Annotated in this window: 25 protein-coding genes and 1 pseudogene; 3 read left to right on the top strand and 23 right to left on the bottom strand. The window is 60.8% G+C overall.

Annotated features, from left to right (window positions below):
• Nucleotides 1-8 precede the first annotated feature (8 nt).
• The 3 genes from BPET_RS19030 to BPET_RS19020 form a co-directional block, all read right to left on the bottom strand.
• Complete coding sequence (locus BPET_RS19030) at nt 9-884, bottom strand: tripartite tricarboxylate transporter substrate binding protein (protein ID WP_158310090.1); 876 nt, start codon at nt 882-884, stop codon at nt 9-11.
• Nucleotides 885-1,020: 136 nt separating this feature from the next.
• Nucleotides 1,021-2,133 (bottom strand): muconate cycloisomerase family protein, encoded by a 1,113-nt coding sequence (locus tag BPET_RS19025; RefSeq protein ID WP_011255151.1) that lies wholly within the window; start codon nt 2,131-2,133, stop codon nt 1,021-1,023.
• Nucleotides 2,130-2,885: a chlorocatechol 1,2-dioxygenase gene (locus BPET_RS19020; RefSeq protein WP_012250645.1), complete on the bottom strand. Its 756-nt coding sequence runs from the start codon at nt 2,883-2,885 to the stop codon at nt 2,130-2,132. Before BPET_RS19020 ends, BPET_RS19025 begins: the two co-directional genes overlap by 4 nt.
• Nucleotides 2,886-3,034: 149 nt before the next feature.
• Between BPET_RS19020 and BPET_RS19015 the strand changes: the two genes are divergently transcribed.
• The gene (locus BPET_RS19015) at nt 3,035-3,919 is read left to right on the top strand and encodes a LysR substrate-binding domain-containing protein (RefSeq protein ID WP_012250644.1); all 885 of its coding nucleotides are present in this window, start codon (nt 3,035-3,037) and stop codon (nt 3,917-3,919) included.
• A 201-nt stretch (nt 3,920-4,120) separates the two neighbouring features.
• Here BPET_RS19015 and BPET_RS25525 read toward each other — a convergent pair whose 3' ends face one another.
• The 20 genes and pseudogenes from BPET_RS25525 to BPET_RS26945 all read right to left on the bottom strand — a co-directional run bounded on the left by BPET_RS25525 (nt 4,121) and on the right by BPET_RS26945 (nt 21,126).
• Nucleotides 4,121-5,095, bottom strand: a complete 975-nt coding sequence (locus tag BPET_RS25525) for an AraC family transcriptional regulator (RefSeq protein ID WP_164705022.1) — start codon at nt 5,093-5,095, stop codon at nt 4,121-4,123.
• A gap of 134 nt (nt 5,096-5,229) precedes the next feature.
• Nucleotides 5,230-6,837, bottom strand: a complete 1,608-nt coding sequence (locus BPET_RS19005; RefSeq protein WP_231852615.1) for an MFS transporter — start codon at nt 6,835-6,837, stop codon at nt 5,230-5,232.
• Nucleotides 6,838-6,939: 102 nt separating this feature from the next.
• Nucleotides 6,940-7,419 carry an aromatic-ring-hydroxylating dioxygenase subunit beta gene (locus tag BPET_RS19000; protein WP_231852614.1) on the bottom strand — a complete coding sequence of 160 codons (480 nt, stop codon included), beginning with the start codon at nt 7,417-7,419 and terminating at the stop codon, nt 6,940-6,942.
• Nucleotides 7,412-8,599: pseudogene (locus tag BPET_RS18995) on the bottom strand (SRPBCC family protein); the annotation flags it as partial. The pseudogene BPET_RS18995 and the gene BPET_RS19000, both read right to left, overlap by 8 nt.
• Entirely contained in the window at nt 8,600-9,427 is an 828-nt protein-coding gene (bphB, locus tag BPET_RS18990; RefSeq protein ID WP_012250639.1) for a cis-2,3-dihydrobiphenyl-2,3-diol dehydrogenase, read from the bottom strand.
• On the bottom strand, nt 9,424-10,656 hold the full coding sequence (locus BPET_RS18985) for an NAD(P)/FAD-dependent oxidoreductase (protein ID WP_012250638.1): 1,233 nt from the start codon (nt 10,654-10,656) through the stop codon (nt 9,424-9,426). Before BPET_RS18985 ends, bphB begins: the two co-directional genes overlap by 4 nt.
• A complete protein-coding gene (locus tag BPET_RS18980; protein ID WP_269446929.1) occupies nt 10,656-10,961 on the bottom strand; it encodes a non-heme iron oxygenase ferredoxin subunit in 306 nt (101 codons plus the stop codon). The genes BPET_RS18985 and BPET_RS18980 overlap by 1 nt, the downstream gene beginning before the upstream one ends.
• A gap of 26 nt (nt 10,962-10,987) precedes the next feature.
• Complete coding sequence (locus BPET_RS18975; protein WP_012250636.1) at nt 10,988-11,551, bottom strand: aromatic-ring-hydroxylating dioxygenase subunit beta; 564 nt, start codon at nt 11,549-11,551, stop codon at nt 10,988-10,990.
• A 109-nt stretch (nt 11,552-11,660) separates the two neighbouring features.
• A complete protein-coding gene (locus tag BPET_RS18970) occupies nt 11,661-13,013 on the bottom strand; it encodes an SRPBCC family protein (protein WP_041863076.1) in 1,353 nt (450 codons plus the stop codon).
• Between the two features lie 85 nt (nt 13,014-13,098).
• Nucleotides 13,099-13,929 (bottom strand): alpha/beta fold hydrolase, encoded by an 831-nt coding sequence (locus BPET_RS18965; RefSeq protein ID WP_012250634.1) that lies wholly within the window; start codon nt 13,927-13,929, stop codon nt 13,099-13,101.
• A 254-nt stretch (nt 13,930-14,183) separates the two neighbouring features.
• A complete protein-coding gene (locus BPET_RS18960) occupies nt 14,184-15,251 on the bottom strand; it encodes an IS630-like element IS1066 family transposase (RefSeq protein ID WP_012250633.1) in 1,068 nt (355 codons plus the stop codon).
• A 196-nt stretch (nt 15,252-15,447) separates the two neighbouring features.
• Complete coding sequence (locus BPET_RS18955; RefSeq protein WP_050978262.1) at nt 15,448-15,636, bottom strand: hypothetical protein; 189 nt, start codon at nt 15,634-15,636, stop codon at nt 15,448-15,450.
• The gene (locus BPET_RS18950; protein WP_012250632.1) at nt 15,637-16,338 is read right to left on the bottom strand and encodes a dienelactone hydrolase family protein; all 702 of its coding nucleotides are present in this window, start codon (nt 16,336-16,338) and stop codon (nt 15,637-15,639) included.
• Nucleotides 16,335-17,000 carry an enolase C-terminal domain-like protein gene (locus tag BPET_RS18945; protein WP_012250631.1) on the bottom strand — a complete coding sequence of 222 codons (666 nt, stop codon included), beginning with the start codon at nt 16,998-17,000 and terminating at the stop codon, nt 16,335-16,337. Before BPET_RS18945 ends, BPET_RS18950 begins: the two co-directional genes overlap by 4 nt.
• A 42-nt stretch (nt 17,001-17,042) precedes the next feature.
• A protein-coding gene (locus BPET_RS18940; protein WP_085970224.1) for an IS3 family transposase occupies nt 17,043-18,604 on the bottom strand; the annotation gives its coding sequence in 2 pieces (ribosomal slippage) (nt 17,043-18,166 and nt 18,166-18,604; 1,563 coding nt in all).
• Nucleotides 18,605-18,616: 12 nt separating this feature from the next.
• Nucleotides 18,617-19,150 (bottom strand): enolase-like domain-containing protein, encoded by a 534-nt coding sequence (locus BPET_RS18930; RefSeq protein ID WP_012250628.1) that lies wholly within the window; start codon nt 19,148-19,150, stop codon nt 18,617-18,619.
• On the bottom strand, nt 19,150-20,223 hold the full coding sequence (locus tag BPET_RS18925; protein WP_012250627.1) for a maleylacetate reductase: 1,074 nt from the start codon (nt 20,221-20,223) through the stop codon (nt 19,150-19,152). Before BPET_RS18925 ends, BPET_RS18930 begins: the two co-directional genes overlap by 1 nt.
• 14 nt (nt 20,224-20,237) lie before the next feature.
• Entirely contained in the window at nt 20,238-20,573 is a 336-nt protein-coding gene (locus BPET_RS18920) for a YciI family protein (RefSeq protein WP_012250626.1), read from the bottom strand.
• The gene (locus tag BPET_RS26950) at nt 20,573-20,890 is read right to left on the bottom strand and encodes a MarR family winged helix-turn-helix transcriptional regulator (protein WP_050978261.1); all 318 of its coding nucleotides are present in this window, start codon (nt 20,888-20,890) and stop codon (nt 20,573-20,575) included. The genes BPET_RS18920 and BPET_RS26950 overlap by 1 nt, the downstream gene beginning before the upstream one ends.
• 14 nt (nt 20,891-20,904) lie before the next feature.
• On the bottom strand, nt 20,905-21,126 hold the full coding sequence (locus BPET_RS26945) for a hypothetical protein (RefSeq protein WP_050978260.1): 222 nt from the start codon (nt 21,124-21,126) through the stop codon (nt 20,905-20,907).
• A gap of 139 nt (nt 21,127-21,265) precedes the next feature.
• Between BPET_RS26945 and BPET_RS18910 the strand changes: the two genes are divergently transcribed.
• Both BPET_RS18910 and BPET_RS18905 read left to right on the top strand, forming a co-directional pair.
• A complete protein-coding gene (locus tag BPET_RS18910) occupies nt 21,266-21,898 on the top strand; it encodes a glutathione S-transferase family protein (protein ID WP_012250624.1) in 633 nt (210 codons plus the stop codon).
• Nucleotides 21,895-22,509 carry a glutathione S-transferase family protein gene (locus tag BPET_RS18905; protein ID WP_012250623.1) on the top strand — a complete coding sequence of 205 codons (615 nt, stop codon included), beginning with the start codon at nt 21,895-21,897 and terminating at the stop codon, nt 22,507-22,509. Before BPET_RS18910 ends, BPET_RS18905 begins: the two co-directional genes overlap by 4 nt.
• Nucleotides 22,510-22,545 lie beyond the last annotated feature (36 nt).

Genomic DNA, 22,545 nt, shown 5'->3' with positions numbered 1-22,545 from the left:
TTTCAACTTCACTGGTTTGCATTGAGGCGGTGTTCGACGATGAGCTTTTGCCACCGCTCCGTCTCGGACTTGAATAGGTCCGCAAGGACTTCCGGTGCGCCGCCGGCAGTCTTGATCCCAAGCTGCTTAAGTGCTTCGACGACGTCCGGCGCAGCAATCGCCTTGTTGATTTCGGCGTTAAGCCGCTCCACGACGGAGCGAGGCGTGCCTTTGGGTGCGAACACCCCGCACCATGTGAGCACTTCAAACCCGGGAAGGCCCGCCGCCTCGGCGATGGTCGGCACTTCGGGCAGTTGCGGATGGCGATCCAGGCTCGTCACCCCGAGTGCGCGAACGCGCTTGGCGAGGATGTTCTGGCGCTGCGATGTCACTGAGTCGATCATCATGTCGACGCGGCCCGCGACCAGGTCCGAAACGGCTGGACTGCTGCCCCGGTAGGGGACATGGAGCAGCTCCACGTTCGCCCTGGCCGCGAGGAGCGCGGAGGCAAGGTGGATAGACGTGCCCAATCCCGCGGAAGCAAAGGACAACTTGCCGGGGTTTTCGCGCGCCGCTTTCAGGAGCTGCGTGATGTCACGAAACCGCGAATCCGCCGGCACGACCAGAACGCTGGGGAGCGTCGCCGCGAGAACCACCGGAACGAAGTCGCGATCGGACTGGTACGGTACGCGAGGATAGAAGAACCGGTCCACCACCAGTCCCGTGGAGTTGATCAGAATGGTGTGTCCGTCAGACGGGGCCTTCGCGACGAGGTCGCTGCCGATGATGCCGCCCGAACCCGCGCGGTTATCCACCACAACCTGCTGCCCGATGCTCTCTGACATCTTTCGCGAAATGATGCGCGCGATCGCATCGACGGCTCCGCCCGGCGGGAAGGGAACCACCCACGTGATGGGACGCGATGGAAAGGCTTCGGGCCGTTGTGCCCTGGTTGAACCCGTCGTCATCGCGAGCGCGATGCCCGCAAGGACGCGCCGGCGGCCGATGTTCGCCAGGTGAGGGGGTTGCGAGACGGGTATCTCAGGCCGCCCGCGTGTAGTGCCGGACCTTGTCGTGGTCGAGGTCCACGCCGAGGCCGCTTCCAACAGGCAGGTGCACTTCGAAGTCCTTGATCTCAAGGTCCTGCTGGGTCAGACGGTCGCTGAGCACCCACGGGCCGATCAACTCGCACCCGTAGGGCAGGGAGGGCAATGTTGCGTAGACGTGCAGCGCCGCGGCCGTGCCGACCGTGGAGTCGAGCATGGTTCCACCATACGAGGAGATGCCCGCAGCTTCGGCAATTGCCGCCACCTTCAGCGTGTTCGCGATGCCGCCCATGTTGCAAAGCTTCAGGGAGAATGCATCCACCGCGCGGTCGCGTGCCAGTTCGAACGCGGACGACAGCGAGCTGAGGCTCTCGTCGGCGAGGATCGCCACGCCGTTTTGCTCCGTGAGGCGCCTGAGCGCACCGAAATTCGCTCTCGGCACGGGTTGCTCGACCAGTTCCACACCCGCTTCTTCGAGTCGCGGAATCCAGATCGATGCGGTCTGCTCATCCCATCCCTGGTTGACGTCGACGCGCACGGACGCTTTGTCGCCCACGGCCTTCACGATGCTGCGGATGTGCTCCAGATCCTGAGCCGGCGTGCGCGCGCCCAGCTTCACCTTGAAGCGGTTGTGTCGCCGTGCTTCGATCATTTCGAGGGCCGAGTCGATGTCCCGCGCGGTATCGCCGCTCGCGAGCGTCCATGCGATCGGGATGCTTTTCCTCATCGTCCCGCCGATGAGGTCCGCTATAGACAGGTTCAGCGCTCGCGCCTTCAGGTCGTGCAGCGCGATGTCGATGGCGGCCTTCGCGGACAGGTTGCCCGTGACAGCGCGGTCCATGAGAGCCCTTGCTTCGCTCAGGTTGGACGCATCTTTCCCGATCAGGAGTGGCGCCAAGTAATTGTCGATGATGACCTTGATGGTCTCCGCCGATTCGGAACCCCATGTCGGCCCACCGACACTTCCGCCTTCGCCGATGCCAACGAGCCCTCCCGCCGTCACTTGGACGATCACATAGCTCTGCTTGTGCACCGTGGTGAACGACATCTGCAACGGGCGACGTGTCGGGACGTCGACGATCGTTGTGCTGATGGCCTCGATCTTCATGCGTGCTCCCGGGGTCGTTCGATGACGAAGTCGATGGCCATCACCTGCGCGCCGCCCTCGGTCTTTGCCGGCATGACCAGGTCCGGTGCGACACCCTTGCAGCAGTCGCTGTCGACCCAGTCGCCGCCTTCGAAGTAGTACTGCGTGGTCAGCGGCACGAACCCGTCCTTGCGCACCTTGAAGTGCACGTGCGCGGGACGCCACGTATGGCTTCCCATCATTTCAAGCAGCACGCCGGTCGGTCCCTTGTTCGGGATCTGGTACGGGGCGGGCATGGTGGTGCGCACGGCGTACTTGCCCTGCGCATCGGCCACGACCTTGCCGCGGTACATGTCGGTCGGGATCTGGTCATGAAAGCCGCTGTACTTGCCGTCGGGCGTGGAGTGCCACACGTCGATCACGGCTCCCGCGGCTGGCGCGCCATCGTCCGTGCGCACGGCGCCGCGGATCACGAGCGGGTGATGCGAGTCATCCTCGTAGGTCTTCAGGGCGCCGGCGACCACCGGGGCGCCTTCCAGGAAATACGGGCCCTGGATCGCGGGCGTGGATCCGCGCGTGGCCTGGGCTTTGAGGTCGACGATCGTGTGGTTGAAGAACGCGTCCAGCAGGAGAGCCATTTCCTTGGCCTCGGCCAGTTTCATCATGTAGCCGACGCCCGCGCGCCACTCTTCTTCCGTCACGCGTTGCTCCGTGAGGGTCTTCTGGATCGCATCCACCAATGCGGACGCAACCTGCTTCACTCGTTCGTTCATCCCGGTCTCCTTTGTCGGTTTGCCCGGTCCGGATTGACGCGGGACGAGTGAATGCTAGGCAGCGCCGGCCATGCCGTCCAATACCAAATTAGTCAGCCATCGTTACGGTTTGCGTAATATAGGCACATCACCAACTCGGAAAGCGCGCCATGGAATTCCGGCAGCTCAAGTATTTCATCGCCGTCGCGGAAGCAGGGAACATGGCTGCAGCAGCCAAGCGCCTGCACGTCTCACAGCCCCCCATCACGCGGCAGATGCAAGCCCTGGAAGCGGACTTGGGCGTCGTGCTTCTGGAGCGAAGCCACCGCGGGATCGAACTCACCGCCGCAGGTCACGCTTTCCTGGAGGATGCGCGCCGCATCCTGGAGTTGGCAGGCCGTTCGGGTGATCGCTCCCGCGCCGCCGCGCGGGGCGACGTGGGCGAGTTGAGCGTGGCGTATTTCGGAACGCCCATCTACCGCAGCCTGCCCCTTTTGCTGCGCGCTTTCCTTACGTCCACGCCTACGGCGACGGTATCCCTCACGCACATGACCAAGGACGAGCAGGTGGAGGGCCTGCTCGCGGGGACCATCCACGTGGGCTTCAGCCGCTTCTTTCCCCGGCATCCCGGGATCGAGATCGTCAACATCGCGCAAGAGGATCTCTACCTCGCGGTGCACCGCTCCCAGTCGGGGAAGTTCGGCAAGACCTGCAAGCTCGCGGACCTGCGCGCGGTGGAACTCACACTGTTTCCGCGCGGCGGCCGGCCGAGCTTCGCCGATGAGGTGATCGGCCTGTTCAAGCACGCGGGTATCGAGCCCCGCATCGCCCGAGTCGTGGAGGACGCCACGGCCGCGCTCGCCCTGACCATGGCCGGTGCGGCGTCGAGCATCGTCCCTGCGTCTGTCGCAGCGATCCGTTGGCCGGATATCGCGTTCGCGCGGATCGTCGGGACACGGGTCAAGGTGCCCATCAGCTGCACCTTCCGCAAGGAGAAACAGCCGCCCATCCTGGCAAGGTTCGTGGAACACGTGCGGCGATCCGCGAAGGACTGAGGCAAATGGTTATTCGCTCAACCACGTTTGAGTTCGCAAGGTCCGATCGTCACGCTGGACAGGGATCGCGTTGCGGTCGCAAGCTACGAGTTCGTAGCCCAGCCTTCATCGCCCAGCCCGCCGTCACAGATGCAAAAGAGTCAGAAAGGTTGCAGTTCTGATGGCAAGCATTCGTAGCTACCGTCAAGCAAGCTTATCGGATCACTTGAGGTGGGCTCGATTGACTCGCTCGATGGTCTGCGAGGGTAGTTCCCCAAACTCGAGTCGGTACTCTTGAGAGAAACGCCCCAGGTGATGCAGTGCGCATTCTCCAGCCACCTCCGTGACGGAAGCGCGAGCTTGCGTCGATTCGAGCATCTTTCTAGCCTGCGTCAATCGGTGGAGGCGCAGGTACGCCATAGGACTCGTATTTCGAAATCGCCTGAAATTTATACAAAGGCAGCGCTTAGTTACTCCGGCGGCTGACGCAACCTCGGCCAGCGTAATCGCTTCCCGAAAGTTCTCGCGCATGAAGGCTTCCGCTTTTTGCACATGGAACGGCACGGCGCCCAAGCAACGTCGACCTGATTCGGCCGGAAGATAACGAATCATCAGGTCAACCATCAGATCGGCCATCCGCTCGGACGTGCGCGAGCTCGCAAGTACCGGATCGTGAGACTCAATCGCCGTGCAGACGGCATTTATCAAATCGAAAAGCATGGGAGCCTTGTCGATCCTGAGAGGAGACGGAAAGAAACGTAGATTGCCCGCAAAATCGGACAGAGTGCTTGCTGCGATTGCGTTCACCTGGCAAGCGTTAAAGCAAAACAGCAACTGCTCGGCGTCTTGGCTCAGAACCTTCGTGAAGGGCTCGCCGACGTTTAGCGCGGTCACCATCCCCGACTCCATGACGACATTACTGTTCTTGTAGATGGTGTCTGATCGGCCGGATAGGAGCACCTGCAGGATGTACTTATCTCGCAGTCCCGGGATGTCCATCAGAACGGGTGCGCCATATCGGATGCGGTGCACGGAAAAGTGCGGAAGTATGGCGCATCGATGTTCAAAGTCGAAGGAGGAGCCCGCTATTTGAGGTTCTAGCGAAGCGGCGGGCGCTAGCGCAACAGTGAGGTGGTCGCGTATTTCTCGCGCCCCATGTGCACGAAGCGCCAAGCTACCTTCCCGAAAGATATCCATTGGACTCAGAACCATAGCGCGACCTTTGTCAGCCATCCGAATCTAGTGCCTGCATCAAGACTAGCACGCGAACAAGGAGCAGAATAGGGGGGGCTACCCACTGCGGATAGCCGACGCGCTGTCGTCCTGGCCAGTCAGAGGCTCACATCGACGTCCTTTGTCTCGCGCATGAAGAACATCGCGACGACCACGGCTATACCGCCGACGATGATGGGATACCAAAGCCCTGCATAGACATTGCCTGTTTTTATGGAGATCGCGGTGGCAATGAACGGCGCAAGCCCGCCGAAGATCGCGGCGCCGATGTTGTAGGGTATGTTTATTGATGTATATCGAATTCTGGCCGGGAAAAGCTCAACATACAGTGCAGACATCGGGCCGTAGGCGAGGGCACCCCACAACATCAGAATTGCAAGTAGTGCATACATGCGAGGCCGATTGATCTGACCCAGTTCTGTCTGTCTGGGGTACCCTGAATCGATGAGCGCGGCCAATAGCACCTTAGGGTCGAATCCCGTTAATTCGCGTGTGCCGACGTGCACCTTGAGCCCCTCGCCTTGATCTCCTTGCTCCAACGTATAGGACAGACCGTTCTTCAATAAGAAATCCCGTGCGCGGTCACAGTCAGAATTAGTTGGCGTAAAAACGGCAGATCGACAATTTTTTGCCACCAATCGAATCTTCGTACTTTCCTGGAACGAAACAAGCGCGGGATTTACTGCTTGAGCCAGTGCAGCGAACAACGGCATGATTGTCAAGACCGCCAATCCGCACCCCGTAAGGATGACCCACTTTCTTCCAATCTTGTCTGAAAGCCAGCCTGCGATCACATACAACGGCAAGCTGAATAGCAACATGGTTGCGATGATCTTGTAGGCTTCGCCAGCAGGTATCTTGAGCGTCGTGGTGAGAAAATATAGAACGTAAAAATTGCACGTGTACCAAATCGCCGCTGCGGCTGCCTGAGCTCCGAAGAGCACGATCAGCATGACCCGCACATTTTCCCAGTTGAGAAGTGCTTCGCGCAAAGGGGATTTGGATAACCTTCGCTCCGCCTTCATGTGTTGGAAAACTGGAGATTCGGCGAGCCGGTTGCGTATGTAGCCGGAGACTGCCAAGAGCACGATGGAGCTGAGAAATGGCACCCGCCAGCCCCAATCAGCGAAATCGGATGGTGTGATAAACACCTTTGAAAGCATCACCACTGCGAGAGAAAGCAAAAAGGCTAACGCAGCCGTTGCTTGCAGAAAGCCCGTGGTGAGGCCGCGCCGCTTTGGTTCCGAGTATTCGGCAACGTAAGCTGCAGCACCGCCGTACTCACCCCCGAGTGCCAAGCCCTGCATCACGCGCAGAAGGGTCAGCAAGATCGGCGCCCACCAACCGATTGAAGCGAAAGTGGGGAGAAGGCCCATACCCACGGTTGCAGATCCGATCATGACGATCGTGATCAGAAAGGTCGTCTTCCGCCCTATCTTGTCTCCGAAGCGACCAAAGATGATTGCACCTAGAGGACGAGCTACAAACCCAACGCCAAAGGTCCCCAGGGCGGCAAGATACGCCGACATCGTACTTTCCGCGGGAAAAAAGTGGGGGCTGAACACTACTGCAAGCGCGCCGTACAGGAAGAAGTCATACCACTCCAGCAGTGCCCCTGCGGAGGCGCCAACGACCACCTTGACTTCGTCGCTTCTAGCTACCTTTTGCACCGAAACCCCGGCACCTGGCATTGAGTATGTTTCCACGCGATATCCGATTAATAGGTTGGCTTCATTTGTGGGAGCCGACGTTGGTGCATCACCGAACATACGGCTGGACTGGCCTTCTGTTTCACGCACTGAGGCTGGCTAGACCGGGAATGCGAGCAAGGTCGGCACCTTTGCGGTGTCGTAGATTGCCGTCATGCGCTCAATCCTGAGATCATCGTCAACGCGTGAAAGCCGCGCCTTATAACAACCGGCCAGATATATTGACGTTTCACCCACAGGGGTAGTGTTGACGACCACGAAGCTGGCGGAAAAGTCGATGGGGCCGGTCCCATCAACAACTTCGCACTGCAGCCCCGAAAGCAGATGCCGGTATACGGGCATCTCGTAGATATTTGCGTGTCGCAGTGACAAGACGCGATCCCGAACCATACGCGCGCCCTTGCATCTGACCAACGGAATAGGAAGGCCGGCATCGCAGTTTTCCTTTGAAACTATCTCGTACAGAGCGTCTTCCGCGAAGAGGTCGGCCCAACTCTCCAACCTGTTTTGGTCGAGAGCTGAGACATATCGATCGAGAAAATCGCTGACCACGAGCCGCAGTGTGAGTTGTTCATTCATTCTCATTGTTTCGCTCCAACGGCAAGCCAGACATTAGGGCTTCGTAGGCCAGCCAGAACCTGCGCACCATTTCCTCGGAAATAGCCGTGTTCTCTTGATTCGGGGCTTCCATCGCCATCTCGACGAAAGAATGAGAGTCCCAAGGCTCAGCCTGCACGCCCTCTTGCACCAGTTCACCGGCCTCGGTATCCTCCATCGATATGTATCCTGCCGGGCCGGCCAGGTTCGCCTGCATCAGTCGCAACTCACGCATTTCGGGGGTGTCATCCTCATATCCGAAATACAAGAAAACCAACTCGAATTCGTTTGGACTCTTGGGGATGATTTGCCTCGCCACCAGTGAATTCATGATTTGTTGAACGACCAATTGCGGGAATATGGTCTGAATGTGGTTCGTTGACGGACCATCGGAGTATTCAGGTATCAGACGCAAGATGGAGGGATCCTCGAGTCGCAGTTTGTCATTCATCGTCTTGATGTTCTGACCCGTGTACTGTTCAGCCCCTACCGTAGACTTGAAAGCCAGCATCATGCTGTGAAGTCCGCGCTGTTCGGCTAGCGACCGGGTGTCGTTTCCGATTCGAAAGATGTTGAATGTCGTGAGGAAGGTATGCAGCAAGCTTGCGTGGTATGGATCTTTTACGTTCTCGAGGTAGATTTTCCAATTCGAACGCGACGTGCACCTAGACGTACCTAGAAAGACGATCGGCTTATGGAAAATGCGGTCAAGATACCCGACCATCTCCGGTCCGATGTATGAAATCAGGTTTTCGACAGTGTCGCTGAAGGTCGCAAACACAAGTCCACGATAGACCTCAGTGCGCAACCGGCGCAGCCCATGGTCTGCCGTCTTGAATGTGCTCGGCATGCCTTTCATCTCGCCATGGCCTCGACGAAAAGGCACTCCCTGCAGGTCGCCTGCGGCGTTGTAGTTCCATTGGTGATAAACGCAGGTGTGGTTCAGCGCATTTCCTTTTTGCAACCTGCATATCGTCGCCCCGCGATGAGCGCACTTGTTCACCCAGGTGACCACCTGCCCGCCTTCTGTACGAGTCATGACCACGGGCGTGTCGCCCACGAAGGTGCTCTTGAAATCACCAACGTTCGGGATCTCGGCCTCTAGGCCAAGGAAGCTCCATGTCGGGCCGCGGAAGATCTTTTCTTGCTCTTGCGCGTAGATTCAAGCGAAATGCTTGTCGAGCTGTGCACCGAGACTGGCTTCGAACAAGCCGCGCACGCCCATGCCGCCGTCGAAGTTCAGCACGCTGCCGGTGAGCGGGACGGTATCCGCGCGCGTGGCGAAGAACACGTAGGCTCCGGCGTATTCCTCGGCGGTGGCCACCCGCCCGGTCGGAAGGACAGGACCCAGCATGTCGGCCAGTGGCATCGTCGCAATGGTTTGGTCTTGCAGACCCAGCGTCTTGAGCCCGCGCAGGTCGCTGCCGAGGATCCCTCCAGGGGCGATGCCGTTGACACGGATGCGAGGCCCCCATTCATGCGCGAGCTGCTTGACCAAGCCGATCACGGCATGCTTGCCCGCGGTGTAGAGAACGCCTCCGCCACCAGGGTAGAAGCCAGCGTTCGACACGGTGAAGATCGCGCTGCCTTTGCTCTTGTACAGCGCGGGCAACGCGGCCTTGGCGGCCAGGATGTAGCCTTTGACGTTGATCGCGAACATTTCGTCGAAGGCTTCCGAGATGCCGTTGTCGGGAATGTCCGCCAGTTGGGTCAGGTAGTCCCAAACGCCGGCGTTGCCGATCAGGCAATCGAGCTTTCCGAAGGTCTCGACGCAGCGCGCCACGGCTTCACGATGGCTGTCGAGCGACCGAACATCGCCCTCGATGCCGACCACGGCATCGCCGTGGCGCTTCCTGATTTCCTCCAGGCCTGCTGCCGACTTGTCCAGCACCGCGACGCGGGCGCCCTCTGCGACATAGCGATCGACGATCGCTCGCCCCAGTCCGGCGCCTCCGCCCGTCACCAATGCCACTTCACCTTTGAGTTTCATGCTGAGTCTCCTTGTTGTGCACGCACGAGATCGCGCATGCTGTTTGAAAAATCTGCCAGCCGCGCCGGCTCGATGGCTGCACGCGCTTCCACCAATCGGGCCGCCATCGCGAAGTCACGCGGCGCGTCGACCGCGACGACGGCCTGAATCCTTCCGTCCCGCAGCCGGAACAGCAGCGCCGCGCCATCCCCCAGCGTGCCGCGCAAGACGAATTCGCCCGGCCCTTCGATATCGCCCGCCATCTGCATCCGATGCCCGGCGATCTCCGTCCAGGACACGGGCACCTGCGGCGCCGATCCATGCTTTCCCAGAATGGCCGCTGCCACCGCGGCGGCCTGGCGCTGCGCGTTCATGTAGGTTTCGAGCGAACGCCTGCCGCCATCGCGCAGCGGCCAACTGGCCGCATCGCCGACTGCGAATACCCCTTCGGCATGCGTCGCGCCGTGGTCATCGACAATGACGCCCCGGTCGCAGGACAGGCCCGCCTGACGCGCGAGTTGATCCTCGGGCTCGGCGCCGATGCAGACAAGCGCGTTGTCGGCGGCGAAGCGGCGTCCATCGCTGGCCAGTACCTCTTCGAGCCGGTCGTCGCCAGAGAAGCCGGCCACGCCTGTTCCCAGCTCGACCCGTACGCCGAGTTCCGTCAACAGGCCGCGCAGCCAGGCGCCGATGCGCCGGCCCAGCACACGCACCAGCAGTTCGTCGGCGGATTCCAGAATCGTCACCGCCAGGCCGAGCTTGCGCGCCGTCGTCGCGACTTCGCAGCCGATCAATCCGCCGCCTGCGATCACCAGTCGCGTTGCAGGCGTCCAGCCACGGCACAGCGGCCGCACGTCGTCGTAGGTGCGAAGCGTGACAACGCCGGTCAGTTGGCTGCCAGGCAACGCAAGCGTTCGTGCCCGGCTGCCCGTGGCGATGACTATGGCGTCTGCAGCGAACGTGCTTCCATCGTCTAGGCTGATCGTTCGAGCGTCCACGTTCAGGTTGGTGACACTTCGGCCGGACAGCATGTCGATGCGCGCCTCGCCGTACCAGTCGGCTTCCGCCAATACGGGCGGATGCTCAAGACTGCCGCCGAGCACGGCCTTGGACAGAGACGGTCGGTCATAGGGCAGATGCGGTTCGTTCCCGATCAGCGAGATCCGCCCCTCAAAGCCTTCAGCACGCAGGGCTTGCGCGGTCGTAAAGCCCGCCACACCATTGCCGATGATCGCCACATGCGTCGCCATCACTTCACCTCGCCGGCGTCAAGATCGACATGCACGTCGCCGCCTTCCACTTTGATGGGAAACACCTTGATCGGCTTGCAGGCTGGCAGCGCCTTCACCTTTCCGGTTCGAACGCAGAACTTGCCGAAATGCAGCGTGCATTCGACGACGCCACCGTCCAGATAGCCATCCGATAGCGCCCAGTTTCCATGCGTGCACGTGTCCTGCACGGCGAAGAACTCCCCGTCGACGTTGCAGACCATCACCGGCTCGGGGCCGCCTTCATGGCGCTGCATCTCGCCTGGCGGCAGGTCGGACTGCCGCATGATGTACGTCCAAGCCATGACCCGCCCTAGAAGAAGAAGCTGAGGTTGTTCGCCAGGATGGTGCTCTGGTCGATCAGGATGGTCCGATTGACAATCTCGAACCCGGTCTCGGTCTTGTTGCGGCGCAACGTGTCGCGACGTTCGCCGGCAAAGATGTCGAGTTGCCGTTCCAGGCGATTGCGATACACGATGAAAGCGCTGGAAATCTCGTACTCGCCTTCTACCGGTCCGTCGGCGATCATCACGTTGCTCACGAGGTGCCGGGTGCGCGAAGCGGGGTTCTCCGACCAGCTCACGTCGGATGTGACCTTGCGCAGCCGGCCTTTCATCATCGCGGCATCGTCGTCGAAGTGCGCGTACTCGCCGGTGCCCGAGTACTCCAGGCGTGCGTCCCGCATGATCCGCGTGGTGCGGATCGGCATGAAGTAGTGGATGTCAGCCGCCAGCAGGGCGAACCACTCCTCAAAGCGGCGATCGTTGAGCAGCTTGGCTTCCCAGTAGTAGAACTGCTCGATTTCGTGTTGCAGCTCGGGCGCCACCGGCGCGGGTTTACGGAGAAAGACGTCGGCTCTCTTGACGGAATCAAGCATGGTCATTCCTTGATAATTTCAAATCGAAGAAGGGTCGCTAAATCGGCCTCGGCCCGAAATCGGACGCGGCTCCTGGCCAGCGCGACTTTGCGGCGTGAGGTGTCGTGATTCAGCGTGTGGCGTTCAGCGCGGCCCAGTCAGACGAGGTCATCATCCGCAGCCACTGGGCATACATCCCGCGGGCCGCTTCATCGCTGAAGACGTTGTTGCTGATGCGCCCGGGGTAGACCGGATCGTCGTCAATGGTCTGGCCCATGCTCATCTCCGCGTTGAACGGTCGGCTGCGTGCCTTGTGGCCGCGCAGGATGTGCTGGATCTCGACCCAGTTCTCCCCGTCGTCCTGCTCGAACACCCCGCCAGCGGAGAAGGTGCGCAGCGTCTGGCGGCGGAACTCTTCCTTGATGTCGTCGGGAGCATCGGCGTCGACCACCGTGAACGCCCACACCTCCACCTCGTTCGGCCCGCGTGGATGCCATGTCCGAACCGTGTTGGGGCCTAGAAGGAAGGAGCACGTGGGAAACACAGTCATGTGCTCGACCATGAGTTTGGAGCCGCGTTCGACGCTGCCCAGGCGCTGGGCCGCCTTTTCAGAGGCGGGGCCTTCGGTCCAGTAGCTGGTGATCTTCGGCCCCATCATGGCGAGCAGGAGATTGGGTGCTCCAATAAAGAAACCGGTTCCGTGTCCGCCCCACGGCGCACGGTATTGCTTGCCGACCGTCGGCGGAGCGTGATCGGCCAGCTCAACGCCGTCCGGCAGACCGGCCAGGATGCCGGACAGATGCGAGGTCGTGCAGGCGTGGTACGCGTCGCTGCAGAACTGTTCGGCGGCGAATTTCCAGTTGCAGGGGATGACCCACTTCTGCACACCCGGGATGGCTTCGGTGCCGGCCTCGGTACGGTCGAGCATGTGGTCCATGTAGAACTTCGCCTCGCCCAGATAGGTGTCCAGATCCGGGGCGTCGTGGTCCCAGTTGGCGAAGATCAGGCCCTTGTAGGTCGCGACCCGGGCCTTCAAGGGGCTCCATTCCTTCTTGTCCAGGCAAGGGAAGGATTCAGCCTCGAAGGGGACGTTGACCAGGTTGCCCGCCGTGTCGTAGGCCCAGCCGTGGTAGCTGCACGTGAAAGCCTTCGCGTTGCCGGCATCCGAGCGGCAGATGCGCATGCCGCGGTGGCGGCATTGGTTCAGGAATACAGCGATGCTGCCGTCCTTCTGCCTCACGACCAAGACGGGGTCTTCGCCCATATAGTTCGTGGTGTAGTCGCCCGGTTTCTTGATCTGGGTTTCATGCCCCAACAGAAGCCACGACCTGCCGAAGACGCGCTCCAGTTCGATCTGGTACAGGTCTTCATCGGTATAGATACGCGGGTCGATACGTCCGGCGCGCTCGTCAAAGAGCGCCTGCATCTCGCGGGCGTTCCAGTTCTTGCGCAGCTTGATAGGGGAGGTGTCGGTGTGATTCATTGTCTCCTCACGTTTCATGGTGGTGGATGGGTGGGTGGTGGGTGATTGCGCGGTTTCGAAATCAATGAGCGCTTCGGTCTTGAGATCAGTCCTCCGTGTCGAGGAAGTCGTTGACCAAACGGATGAAGCCTTGGTTTTGCTCGATCTGCACCCAATGGCCACATCTTCCAAAGACATGCAACTGCGAGGGCTCGATCAGCTGGTTCAGGCGCAACGACGTTTCAAGGGGAACCACGCGGTCGTCACGGCCATGCAAGATCAGCGTTTCATGCCGGATCGCCCGGATGTCCTGATCGGTGCTGGCCAGCGCATCCACCCATCGCTGCCGCGGGGCGGGGAACATGGACGCGAAGGCCTCCTGGAAGCCGGGCCTGATGCTCGCGCCGTAGCGCAGTTCCGCCAGCTCATCGGAAACGAGGCTTCGGTCGTAGGCAAAGTAGTCCATGACCTTGCGCATGTTGGGCACGGACGGCTCATAGCCCCACACGGCGTCCAGCCCATCGGTGAGCTTGAAGCTCACGCCCGCTGATCCCATCAGCACCAGCCGGCGGACCCGGTGCGGAAACCGGATGGCAAAGGCCAGAGACAAGCCGCCTCCGAACGAATTCCCCACGAAATCGACACGGTCGAGTTCCATGGCGTCAAGAATCCCGACCAGATGCTCGACCCACGTATCGAGGCCATAGCGAATCCCTTGCGGCCGCTCCGTGAAGCCGAAGCCCACCATGTCCGGTGCGATGACGCGCCGGCGCCGGGACAACTCGGGCATGACCGTTCTCCAGTTCGCCCAGGCGGTCACGCCAGGGCCTGAACCATGAACGAGCAGGACCGGCTTGCCGGCGCCGACGTCATGAAGATTGGTGTCGATGCTGCCGGCTCGCACCATGCGACCGACTTCTGCGTTTGCATTCGTCATCTGCGGGACTCCAGGTGCGGTGCGACCCAGCAGTCGGCCGGAGGCAGCGCGCTGCCTCCGATCGCCGCAATGTGGTTGCATGAATGAGCGCCGCAGGGCACTATTGCCTCCATACGTAAGCGTCTTTTTTCAATCAGCATGTCGTCACTTTCAATAAATAACGTTATTCTTTCAATGAGACGATTTTGCATGCATGCTCGAATTTTCAGCTACAGGGATAACCCTATGACGACCCTCCACTTCACGCCTAGTGTTTAATTCCGTAAATTGACAATAGTATTTCGAAGCTGAGTGCCCCGTACTTCTCGTTTGCGCCAGACAAAAGGTGCGGCGTTCTCGTTGTACGCGGCAGTGAACGCGTGGATGGCGGCGACGAGGTGCTCGGTGCTTTGGAAGCTCGCGTTGTTGAGCGTTTTTCGCTGGAAGATGCCAAACCAGATCTCAACCTGGTTGAGCCAGCTGGCGCTGGTGGGCGTGAAGTGAAAGGTGACGTTCGGATGCGCGGCGAGCCAGTCCTCGTTTTTCTTGTGGGTGCTCAAGTTGTCCAGGATGACGTGGATTTGCCGGTCAGCGGGTTGGTCGGCAACGACCTCGTCCATGAAGGCCTGAAAGTCGGCCCGCTTCTTGGTCTGGGTGGTCTTGCCGCGGATGATGCCCGTGGCAACCTCCAGCGCGGCGAACAGGTTGACCGTGCCGTGGCGCTTGTAGGTGCTCTTCATGCCCTGGACGATCTTGCCGCTGCTGGTCTGCACGTAGCCTCGCGCGCGCTCCAGCGCCTGGATCGACGGCTTCTCGTCAACGCTGAGCACCAAGGCGTTCTGTGGCGGGTTCAAGTACAGGCCGATCACGTCGGCGGCCTTGGCCGCGAACTCTGGGTCCGTACTCACGCACCATGATCGGTGGCGCTGCAACTGGATGCCTTCTTTGCGCAGCGCGCGCCACACCGCGTCGTCGGACACGCTCAGCGCCATCGCCAACGAGCCACCATCCCAACTCGCCATGCCCTCGGGCGGCGGCAACTCGAGCTGCGCCAGGATTCGGTCGCGCAACTCCACGCCGTACTTGGGTGGCTTGCCGGACCTGGGCGCATCATGAAGCCCTGCGATACCACGCTGGGCAAAGCGGCGGCGCCACTGTCCAACCGTATTCGGTCGCAAACCCATTTCGTCGGCGATCTCGTCGTTGCGTTTGCCGCGCAGGCAAGCCAGCACGATGCGGGCGCGCTCAGCCATGCGGACCTCGCCGCTGCGGCTTCGAGACAACCTCTCAAGCTCCGCCATGACTTGCGCCGTACACGACAACGCCACCGCCACCCGCGCCATGCTGCCACCTTGCGTCAAATGATGTTGGCATCATTATAATATCGTTTTGTACTGCAATTAAACACTAGGCCAGTGAGCGCGTAAGTGCATGACTTGACCAAGGCGCGATGCCAATAGGGCGCGTCGAATGTATGGCTTTCGGCCTGACGCTCGACGCTGCAGATCATCTTTCGCATGCACATTGCCCCCAGTAGAGCTAGCCAAGCCGCTGTTGTCGTTGCCGGCGTTGTTGTTGTACCGCCAGCTCCCTTGCATTGGTGTCCATATGGCCTTGCAGCAATTCATTGGGAATTTCGGCCATGCCGATACCCCCCTTCGTGATGACCGATCCGGCGGCCACCTGACCCACCGCTTTGGCGACGAAAGCCGCAATCTTGTCCGTCATTCAGGCACCACTGTTTCGATTCAGGAAGTCTACGGCACGCTCGAATGCCGACCCCGCGGCGCCCGGCGAATAGCCGAAGGTGCGTACCGAGTTGAAAAAGCCGTGCCCGGCACCCGGATAAAGGTGAAATTCGTGGATCTTGCTCCCCGAAAGCCTTTCGGCTAGCAATTTCTGCACGGGGGGCGGGATATGGGCGTCGTCGTCGCCGACATGTACCTGCGTCGGACAGGAAAGCCCGGCAAGCCTGTCCTGGTAGTCGGTTACGCGTACAGGATAGAACGAGACGCTGGAACGCACGCCGCCTTCGGCTGCCAGCTGCAGCGCGTACTTGCCGCCCAGGCAGAAGCCTACAACGCTAACTTGTCCATTGCAGCGCGGATCAGAGGCCAGTGCCTTGATTGCAGCGCGGCTGTCGGTTAGCGCAACGGCGTCGTCCATTTTTTGCCAAATCGCGATTGCTCGATTCCGATCCTGGTCCGTGTAGCCGAGTTCAAGCCGCGGTTCGATCTGGCTGAACAAGTCAGGTGCCAGCACCGTGAAGTTTGCTCGCGCGAACTGGTCCGCCGCCAAGCGCATCGCGCCGTTGATGCCAAAGATTTCCGGAAGAAGCAAGATCCCTGGTCGTGAGGGCCCCGGCTGAGAGGAAATGTAGGCATCCATGAGGCCATGAGTGGTCGGGACGGAGAAATTGAAATGCGTCATGTCTTGCGTGTGTAAAAGTTGACTTTGTCATGATCGGGTTCGACGCCCAGGCCCGTGCCGTGGGGAACTACGACTTCGAAGTTGTGGTACTGCGTTGGCTGCACAGCGAGATCGTCGGCCAAAAGCAGGGGACCGATGAGTTCGCAATCCCAGGAAAGTAACGGGAGTGCGCTGAACAGCTGCAGCGCCGCCGCAGTCCCGATGGAGCTTTCCAGCGCCATGCCGCCGTAGATGGGAATGCCGGCCGCTTCGGCGACCGAAGCCGCCTTATAGGCGCGGCGAATGCCACCACCCTTGCCGATTTTCACACCGTACAGTGCAGTGGCCCCGGACTTGAAGGCGGCGTAGGCATCGTGCAAGTCCCACAGGCCTTCGTCCGCGACCACGGCCATCCGAAGACGAGAGCAAAGCGCGGCCATCCCATCCTTGTTCCAGAAGGGCAAAGGCTGTTCGACCATTGCGATGCCAGCATCGTCCATTTGCGGCAGCAATCGCATGCACGTGGTCATGTCCCAAGCCTGGTTCAGGTCCACAGTCACTATTGCTTCCGGAGCAAGCTGATGAATCGCTCGCGCCGTCCGGACGACGCGTCGCGTTTCGGTCTCGGCGCCTCCGAATCCCATCTTGATCTTGAAGGTCTTGTGGCGTCGCGCTTCTAGCATACGTGCCGCCTCCGGCGCGTGTCAAGGTACTTGTCGCCTCAGTCATGCAGCCAAAGGCTGTTTAAGTGTGGCGTGTGAGGCCTTCGTGACGACTGACTCGCGCTCCGGATTGAGCGTGACGGCACCGATGGGCGTCCAGTCTCGCGTGCAGCCTGACCAGCGGGCCGGGTTACGTTCCCGCGCCTGGACATACACCTCGTGACGAGCGGCGAGGATCGCGTGATCGTCTCCGTCATGGCGCTGCGCCGGGCTGACGTAGCGGATGCTGCTGTGACGGTGGTCAAAGTTGTACCAATGCACGAAGTCGCTCGCCCAGTCGCGTGCAGCATTGAGCTCGGCGAAGCCCGTGGCGGGGAACTCCGGGCGGTACTTGGCCGTGCGGAACAGCGCCTCGGCATAGGCGTTGTCGTCACTGACGCGTGGGCGTGAGTACGATGGCTTCACGCCAAGCCAGTGGAGCATGGCCAGCACGGTCGTGGCCTTGAGCGTGGAGCCGTTGTCTCCATGCAGCACCGGCTTGTCCGCCAGAGTAGCGATGCCCTCGGCCAGCGCCGTGCGCCGCACCAGATGGGCAGCGTGACTGGCATCGTCGCGCTCGTGCACCTCCCATCCGACGATCTTGCGGCTGTAAAGGTCCAGGATCAGGTACAGGTAAAACCATTGACCGACGACCTCGGCGGGCAAGTACGTCATATCCCAGCACCAGACTTCCCGTGGTGCGCAAGCGATGTGCGTGGTCGGCGGCCGGCCAGCCTTTGGCGCTTTGGCCCGGCCGCGGTGTGCGCTCTGCCCGTGCTCGCGCAGCACGCGGGCGAAGGTGGATTCGCTGGCGATGTAGACGCCCTCGTCGGCCAGCATTGGCACGATGCGCGCAGGAGGCATATCGGCGAAGCGCGCCTCGTTGGCCACGCGAAGCACTTCAGCACGCTCGACGGCGCTCAGCGCATGGGCGGGTTGCGGGCGTACCGAATTGGGCCTGCCATCGCCCGTGACGAGGCCCTCGCAGGCATTCCAGCGCTGCAGGGTGCGCACATCGATGCCGGCCGTCTCGCAGGCCAGACGCAGCCGTGCGCCGGCCTTGTGCGCGGTATCGATGTCATGGGCCAGGGACCGGCGATCTTCGAGGCCGATCATTCGTCCTCGCCCGTGCGGAAGATCGCCGCGACTTTTTTTGATAGCACCAGCAGGGCCGCCGTCTCAGCCAACGCACGGTCCTTGCGCAGCAGCTCGCGCTCGAGTTCCTTGATGCGCCGCCGGTCCTGCTGGGTTTGCTGTGGGCTGGCACGCGCCTCTTCGGGCTTAGCCAATGCTTGCGTGGCACTTTGCCGCCAGGTGGCCAGCTCCTGTGGATACACGCCGTTCTCGCGGCACCACGCGCTCTTGCCAGCCTCGTCCATCGCAGCGGTCGTCAGCACGGCGTCGAATCGGGCCGCCGCTGTCCAGGCCCGCTCGCGAGCGGGCCTGGACAGCGCATCACTGCGCCAGCGCTCCAGCGTCCCCACTCCCACGCCAACCTCACGTGCAACGTCTTCCAACGCCGCGCTCTCCGGCGGCAGCAACCGCGCAACCGCTCTGTCCTTGAATGCTTGTCCGTATTTTGCCAATTCGTTTTCTCATCATCGCCCCCGGTTCATCGATTCTATCGGGGCGACAAGTATTCTGACGCGGGGGGCCTCTTCGGCATCAGTGTCTGCGTTGCCGGAAACCAGTGCCCACAACACCGGCATGGAAGCGCGCACCTGCCCACCATACAGCGCGCTTACTGGCACGCCCAGCAGGCGTCCGGCCGCATCGTGTACCGCGACATCTACTGCCGCCTTGGCGAAGCGGTTCCCTGCCGCGGCTTTGTCCATGGCCTGGAGCACGCGCTCATGCGCAAACAGGTTCACTCCTCGAAGCGCCGGAGCTAAATACCGGTCGATCACGCACTTGATCGTCTCGCTGGACTCGCCGCCCCAAAAGGCGGTGCCTGCCGGTGTTCCACCCTCACCATAAGCAACAACGCCGCTTGCCGTACGAAGCGTCAGGAAGACCAGGGACTGGTGTGCGTGGGATGCACTCGAGTGGTTGTGGACCTTTTTGAGCGGAACGTCGACGATGCGTGTCTCGATGCTCTCGATGATTTCATTCAGCGGGATTGTGGAATTCATTAAAGGTAAGTCGAATGGTCAGGCCGCAACCCCGACCAGGCATTGGCGAGCAACCTGCGGATCAGCGTGGCGTCGAGCGGGCGCGGGTTGGCGTACGGCCTGGACATCACCAGGTCGGTGACCTTTTCGATATCGCATTCCCGCATCCCTACCTCGCGCAAGGAGACTGGAACCCCGCTGTCCAGGGCGATGTCGTAAATGCGACCGGCAATGCCGCCGCCGCCCATGGCGCGCTTGATCGCCTCCACGGCGTCACGCACGTTCGGTGCGTTATAGGCTATTGCGTGCGGCAGGACGATAGTGTGCGTTTCCGCATGAGGAAGGTTGAGCGCGCCGCCGAGCGTGTGACAGAGCTTGTGGTGTAGCCCCATTGAAGTGGACGCGAGGCAGATAGCGCTCAGCCATGAACCGTAGAGCGCTTCACCACGTATCGCCGGATCGCTGGCGCCGCTGCGAAGCGCCGGCAGGCTACGGTATAGGGCGGCTATGCCGGCTTCGGCCATCTGTGCTACCACTGGATTTGTGTCCGTGGCATAGAGCGCCTCTACTGCATGCGCCATCGCATTGATGCCGCTGGAGACCGACATGCCTACAGGTAGGGAAAAGGTCAAGTCCACGTCGTAGATGACGGCCTCGGGCAGAACCTTAAGCGTGCGCTGCGTCGTCTTCACGCCATTTTCGGTCTGGCCGATGATTGGCGTCATTTCCGATCCCGCATAAGTGGTGGGAATCACCAGTTGGGGCAGATCCGTATGTAACGCGATCGCTTTGGACAGCCCAATTGCTGAACCGCCGCCGATAGCGACGACACCGTCGGCGCCCAGCCGGACCACTTCGGCTAGCGCCTCCTGGGTTACATCCGTCGGAGTGTGCATTGCAGCGCGTTTGAACACGCCGGCGCAAGCACCGCCAATCTGCTCACGTAGCCTGTCCGCATCTTCGGACTGTGGCGCACTGGTGACCAAAATGACTTTGTCGCAGCCGAGTTTTTCCAGTTCGCCCCCCAGTTCGGCAATGGTGCCACGGCCGAACCTGACGCGGGCCGGGAGGGATTGATAGGTGAAGTTCAGCATCTGAGGCACCGGGATCACGCGACCGAGTTCGCGAAGAGGGGACTGTCGTCAGTCGGAATGTTGAATTGACCATCGAACACTGCCTTGATCCAAGGCTGGATCGTGACGAACGCGCGCAGCCCTGCCTTGGTGAACGGATCGTTGTCGACAAAGTCACGCGCCTCCTGAAGGCTGGCCACGGAGACAACGTAGCTGCCCCCTCTGACAGCTTTGCCGTCGTCTGTGAACGTGGCGCCCGCCGCCAGCACCTGTGAAGCATGTGCCTCCATGTATTTGCGGTGTTCGGACACGACGGCCTGCCGTTTGGCAGCCGTGCCGGGCAGATCCTGAAAAAAAATGGCGACGTACATTACGCGATCTCCTTCTTCGTACTGGTATTTGTGAGGGGGGATTGCGCGGGCAAGTCGCCCGCGCCATTGGTTTCCGGAATTGACTCGGCAAGCACCTTGAGTAAGGCCCGTAAGGCACCCATCTCAACTTCGCCCATGCATCTGGCCCACTCGGCTTCGATAGCCAAGCCGATCTCGATGGCCCGCGACTGCATCTGCATGCCCTTGTTGGACAGTCGCACGAGCTTCGCCCGCCGATCAGTCACGCTCTGCGCGGCATCCAAGTAGCCGACCTCCAGAAGCGAATCCACAAGATAGCCCATGCTTTGCTTGGCCATGCCCGCGCGCCGGGCTAGGTCGGACACCGATGCGCCGGCCAGTGGCAGGGGCGGAACACAGCGCCGTGTGCTTCGCGCACATCGGGATAGTTGACGGCTAACTCGGCATAGACGCGCGCCGCCAGAGACTCGAATGGTGTGCGCAGCAGAGTGCCCAAAGTCCCCGCCAGAGAGCCCATGGTGGCGTCTGGCTTGGCGGGCTTCCAGACCTCGGCAATTTCGGCTGGCTTTTTCATCTTCACCTTTCTTCAATTTAGACATATTATCTTTCTAAAAAAGCGCGTGTCAAGTCCATATTTAGGGTAATCACCAAGTTTATTGCAATTGACAACGACTGATTACCTGTCTATTATCGTCATATATTCTGTCTACATTATGATCAAACTATATACATGGGCCACGCCCAATGGCCGCAAGATCTCGATCGCGTTGGAAGAGCTGGGACTTGCCTACGAAGTCGTTCCGGTTGACCTGTCGAAGGACGAGCAGTTAGCGCCAGACTTTCTCCAGCTAAACCCGAACAACAAGATTCCCGTGATCGAGGACAGTGAAGGGCCGGGTGGGCGGCCCTTCGTACTTTTCGAATCGGGCGCTATTCTGATTTACCTAGCGGAAAAGACCGGTAGGCTCCTGCCGATGGATGCGGCGCAGCGCTTCCTGGCGTTTCAATGGCTCATGTTCCAGATGGGCGGCATCGGGCCCATGTTCGGTCAGACCCATCACTTCCGAAGGTTCGCGTCAGGCGAGACCTACTCGCTCAACCGATTCACGAAAGAGACCCATCGTCTTTACCGTGTGCTGGACAGGCAACTCGAGGCGCACCACTATGTCGCCGGTAGCAATTACGGCATTGCCGATATCGCCGTCTACCCATGGGTGGACAGATTCGAACTGCATGACATCTCCTTGGAAAGTTTTCCGAACGTGAAGCGCTGGTTCGAAGAGCTACACGCTCGGCCGGCCGTGGTGCGCGGCATGAGCATTCCCCAGGCAAGGGGATCCGCATGAAGGTTCTTGGCAGACTGAGCTCGCACAATGTGCAAAAGGTCATGTGGTGTGCTGCCGAACTGGGCGTGCCTGTGGAGCGCATCGATGTCGGTGGCAAGTTCGGGGGTAACAAGGAGAGTGCGTACCTGAAGCTAAATCCCAATGGGGTGGTGCCGACGCTGATCGATCGCGACACCGTGGTGTGGGAATCGAACACTATCCTGAGGTACCTGTGCAATACCACCTCCGGGACGCTCTATCCAGCTGCGGCGCCAGAGCGGTCGGAAGTCGAGCGCTGGATGGACTGGCAGCTCACCACGCTAGTCAGCGGCATGGTACCGCTATTCCAATCGCTCGTGCGCACGCCCAAAGAGCAGCAGCAACCTGAGCAAATAGCGCGACACCGGGACGTATCCGCGGCTGCCATGCAGATTGTCGATGCCAGGCTGGCCCACACACACTACCTTGCGGGCGACGCGTTCACGCTGGCGGACATTTGCATCGGCCCGTCCGTGTACCGCTGGTTCGCGCTGCCAATCGTGCGCGAGGAATTCACCGGCCTAAAGCGTTGGTACGACGCGGTCGCGCGTCGACCGGCGTTCCGAGAGCAAGTCATGGTCGGCCTGTCGTAGACGGCTGCACCCCATTCATAAGCCTAAGGAGCCCAT

The organism is Bordetella petrii, assembly GCF_000067205.1.
Lineage (GTDB): Bacteria > Pseudomonadota > Gammaproteobacteria > Burkholderiales > Burkholderiaceae_B > Bordetella_A > Bordetella_A petrii.
Note: the sequence above shows the minus strand (reverse complement) of the source record. Positions and strands in the feature narration are given on the sequence as shown.

What these genes read in the sequence shown, in the direction of transcription:
- BPET_RS18965 (WP_012250634.1), bottom strand. Translation starts at nt 13,929, where the DNA reads ATGACGAATGCAAACGCAGAAGTCGGTCGCATGGTGCGAGCCGGCAGC.
- BPET_RS18985 (WP_012250638.1), bottom strand. Translation starts at nt 10,656, where the DNA reads ATGGCGACGCATGTGGCGATCATCGGCAATGGTGTGGCGGGCTTTACG.
- BPET_RS19020 (WP_012250645.1), bottom strand. Translation starts at nt 2,885, where the DNA reads ATGAACGAACGAGTGAAGCAGGTTGCGTCCGCATTGGTGGATGCGATC.
- BPET_RS18960 (WP_012250633.1), bottom strand. Translation starts at nt 15,251, where the DNA reads ATGGCGCGGGTGGCGGTGGCGTTGTCGTGTACGGCGCAAGTCATGGCG.
- BPET_RS18955 (WP_050978262.1), bottom strand. Translation starts at nt 15,636, where the DNA reads ATGACGGACAAGATTGCGGCTTTCGTCGCCAAAGCGGTGGGTCAGGTG.
- BPET_RS18950 (WP_012250632.1), bottom strand. Translation starts at nt 16,338, where the DNA reads ATGACGCATTTCAATTTCTCCGTCCCGACCACTCATGGCCTCATGGAT.
- BPET_RS25525 (WP_164705022.1), bottom strand. Translation starts at nt 5,095, where the DNA reads ATGGATATCTTTCGGGAAGGTAGCTTGGCGCTTCGTGCACATGGGGCG.
- BPET_RS19015 (WP_012250644.1), top strand. Translation starts at nt 3,035, where the DNA reads ATGGAATTCCGGCAGCTCAAGTATTTCATCGCCGTCGCGGAAGCAGGG.
- BPET_RS18910 (WP_012250624.1), top strand. Translation starts at nt 21,266, where the DNA reads ATGATCAAACTATATACATGGGCCACGCCCAATGGCCGCAAGATCTCG.
- BPET_RS18970 (WP_041863076.1), bottom strand. Translation starts at nt 13,013, where the DNA reads ATGAATCACACCGACACCTCCCCTATCAAGCTGCGCAAGAACTGGAAC.
- BPET_RS26950 (WP_050978261.1), bottom strand. Translation starts at nt 20,890, where the DNA reads ATGGCCAAGCAAAGCATGGGCTATCTTGTGGATTCGCTTCTGGAGGTC.
- BPET_RS18975 (WP_012250636.1), bottom strand. Translation starts at nt 11,551, where the DNA reads ATGCTTGATTCCGTCAAGAGAGCCGACGTCTTTCTCCGTAAACCCGCG.
- BPET_RS18945 (WP_012250631.1), bottom strand. Translation starts at nt 17,000, where the DNA reads ATGCTAGAAGCGCGACGCCACAAGACCTTCAAGATCAAGATGGGATTC.
- BPET_RS26945 (WP_050978260.1), bottom strand. Translation starts at nt 21,126, where the DNA reads ATGAAAAAGCCAGCCGAAATTGCCGAGGTCTGGAAGCCCGCCAAGCCA.
- BPET_RS18980 (WP_269446929.1), bottom strand. Translation starts at nt 10,961, where the DNA reads ATGCGGCAGTCCGACCTGCCGCCAGGCGAGATGCAGCGCCATGAAGGC.
- BPET_RS19025 (WP_011255151.1), bottom strand. Translation starts at nt 2,133, where the DNA reads ATGAAGATCGAGGCCATCAGCACAACGATCGTCGACGTCCCGACACGT.
- BPET_RS18930 (WP_012250628.1), bottom strand. Translation starts at nt 19,150, where the DNA reads ATGAATTCCACAATCCCGCTGAATGAAATCATCGAGAGCATCGAGACA.
- bphB (WP_012250639.1), bottom strand. Translation starts at nt 9,427, where the DNA reads ATGAAACTCAAAGGTGAAGTGGCATTGGTGACGGGCGGAGGCGCCGGA.
- BPET_RS19000 (WP_231852614.1), bottom strand. Translation starts at nt 7,419, where the DNA reads ATGAATGAACAACTCACACTGCGGCTCGTGGTCAGCGATTTTCTCGAT.
- BPET_RS18925 (WP_012250627.1), bottom strand. Translation starts at nt 20,223, where the DNA reads ATGCTGAACTTCACCTATCAATCCCTCCCGGCCCGCGTCAGGTTCGGC.
- BPET_RS18920 (WP_012250626.1), bottom strand. Translation starts at nt 20,573, where the DNA reads ATGTACGTCGCCATTTTTTTTCAGGATCTGCCCGGCACGGCTGCCAAA.
- BPET_RS18905 (WP_012250623.1), top strand. Translation starts at nt 21,895, where the DNA reads ATGAAGGTTCTTGGCAGACTGAGCTCGCACAATGTGCAAAAGGTCATG.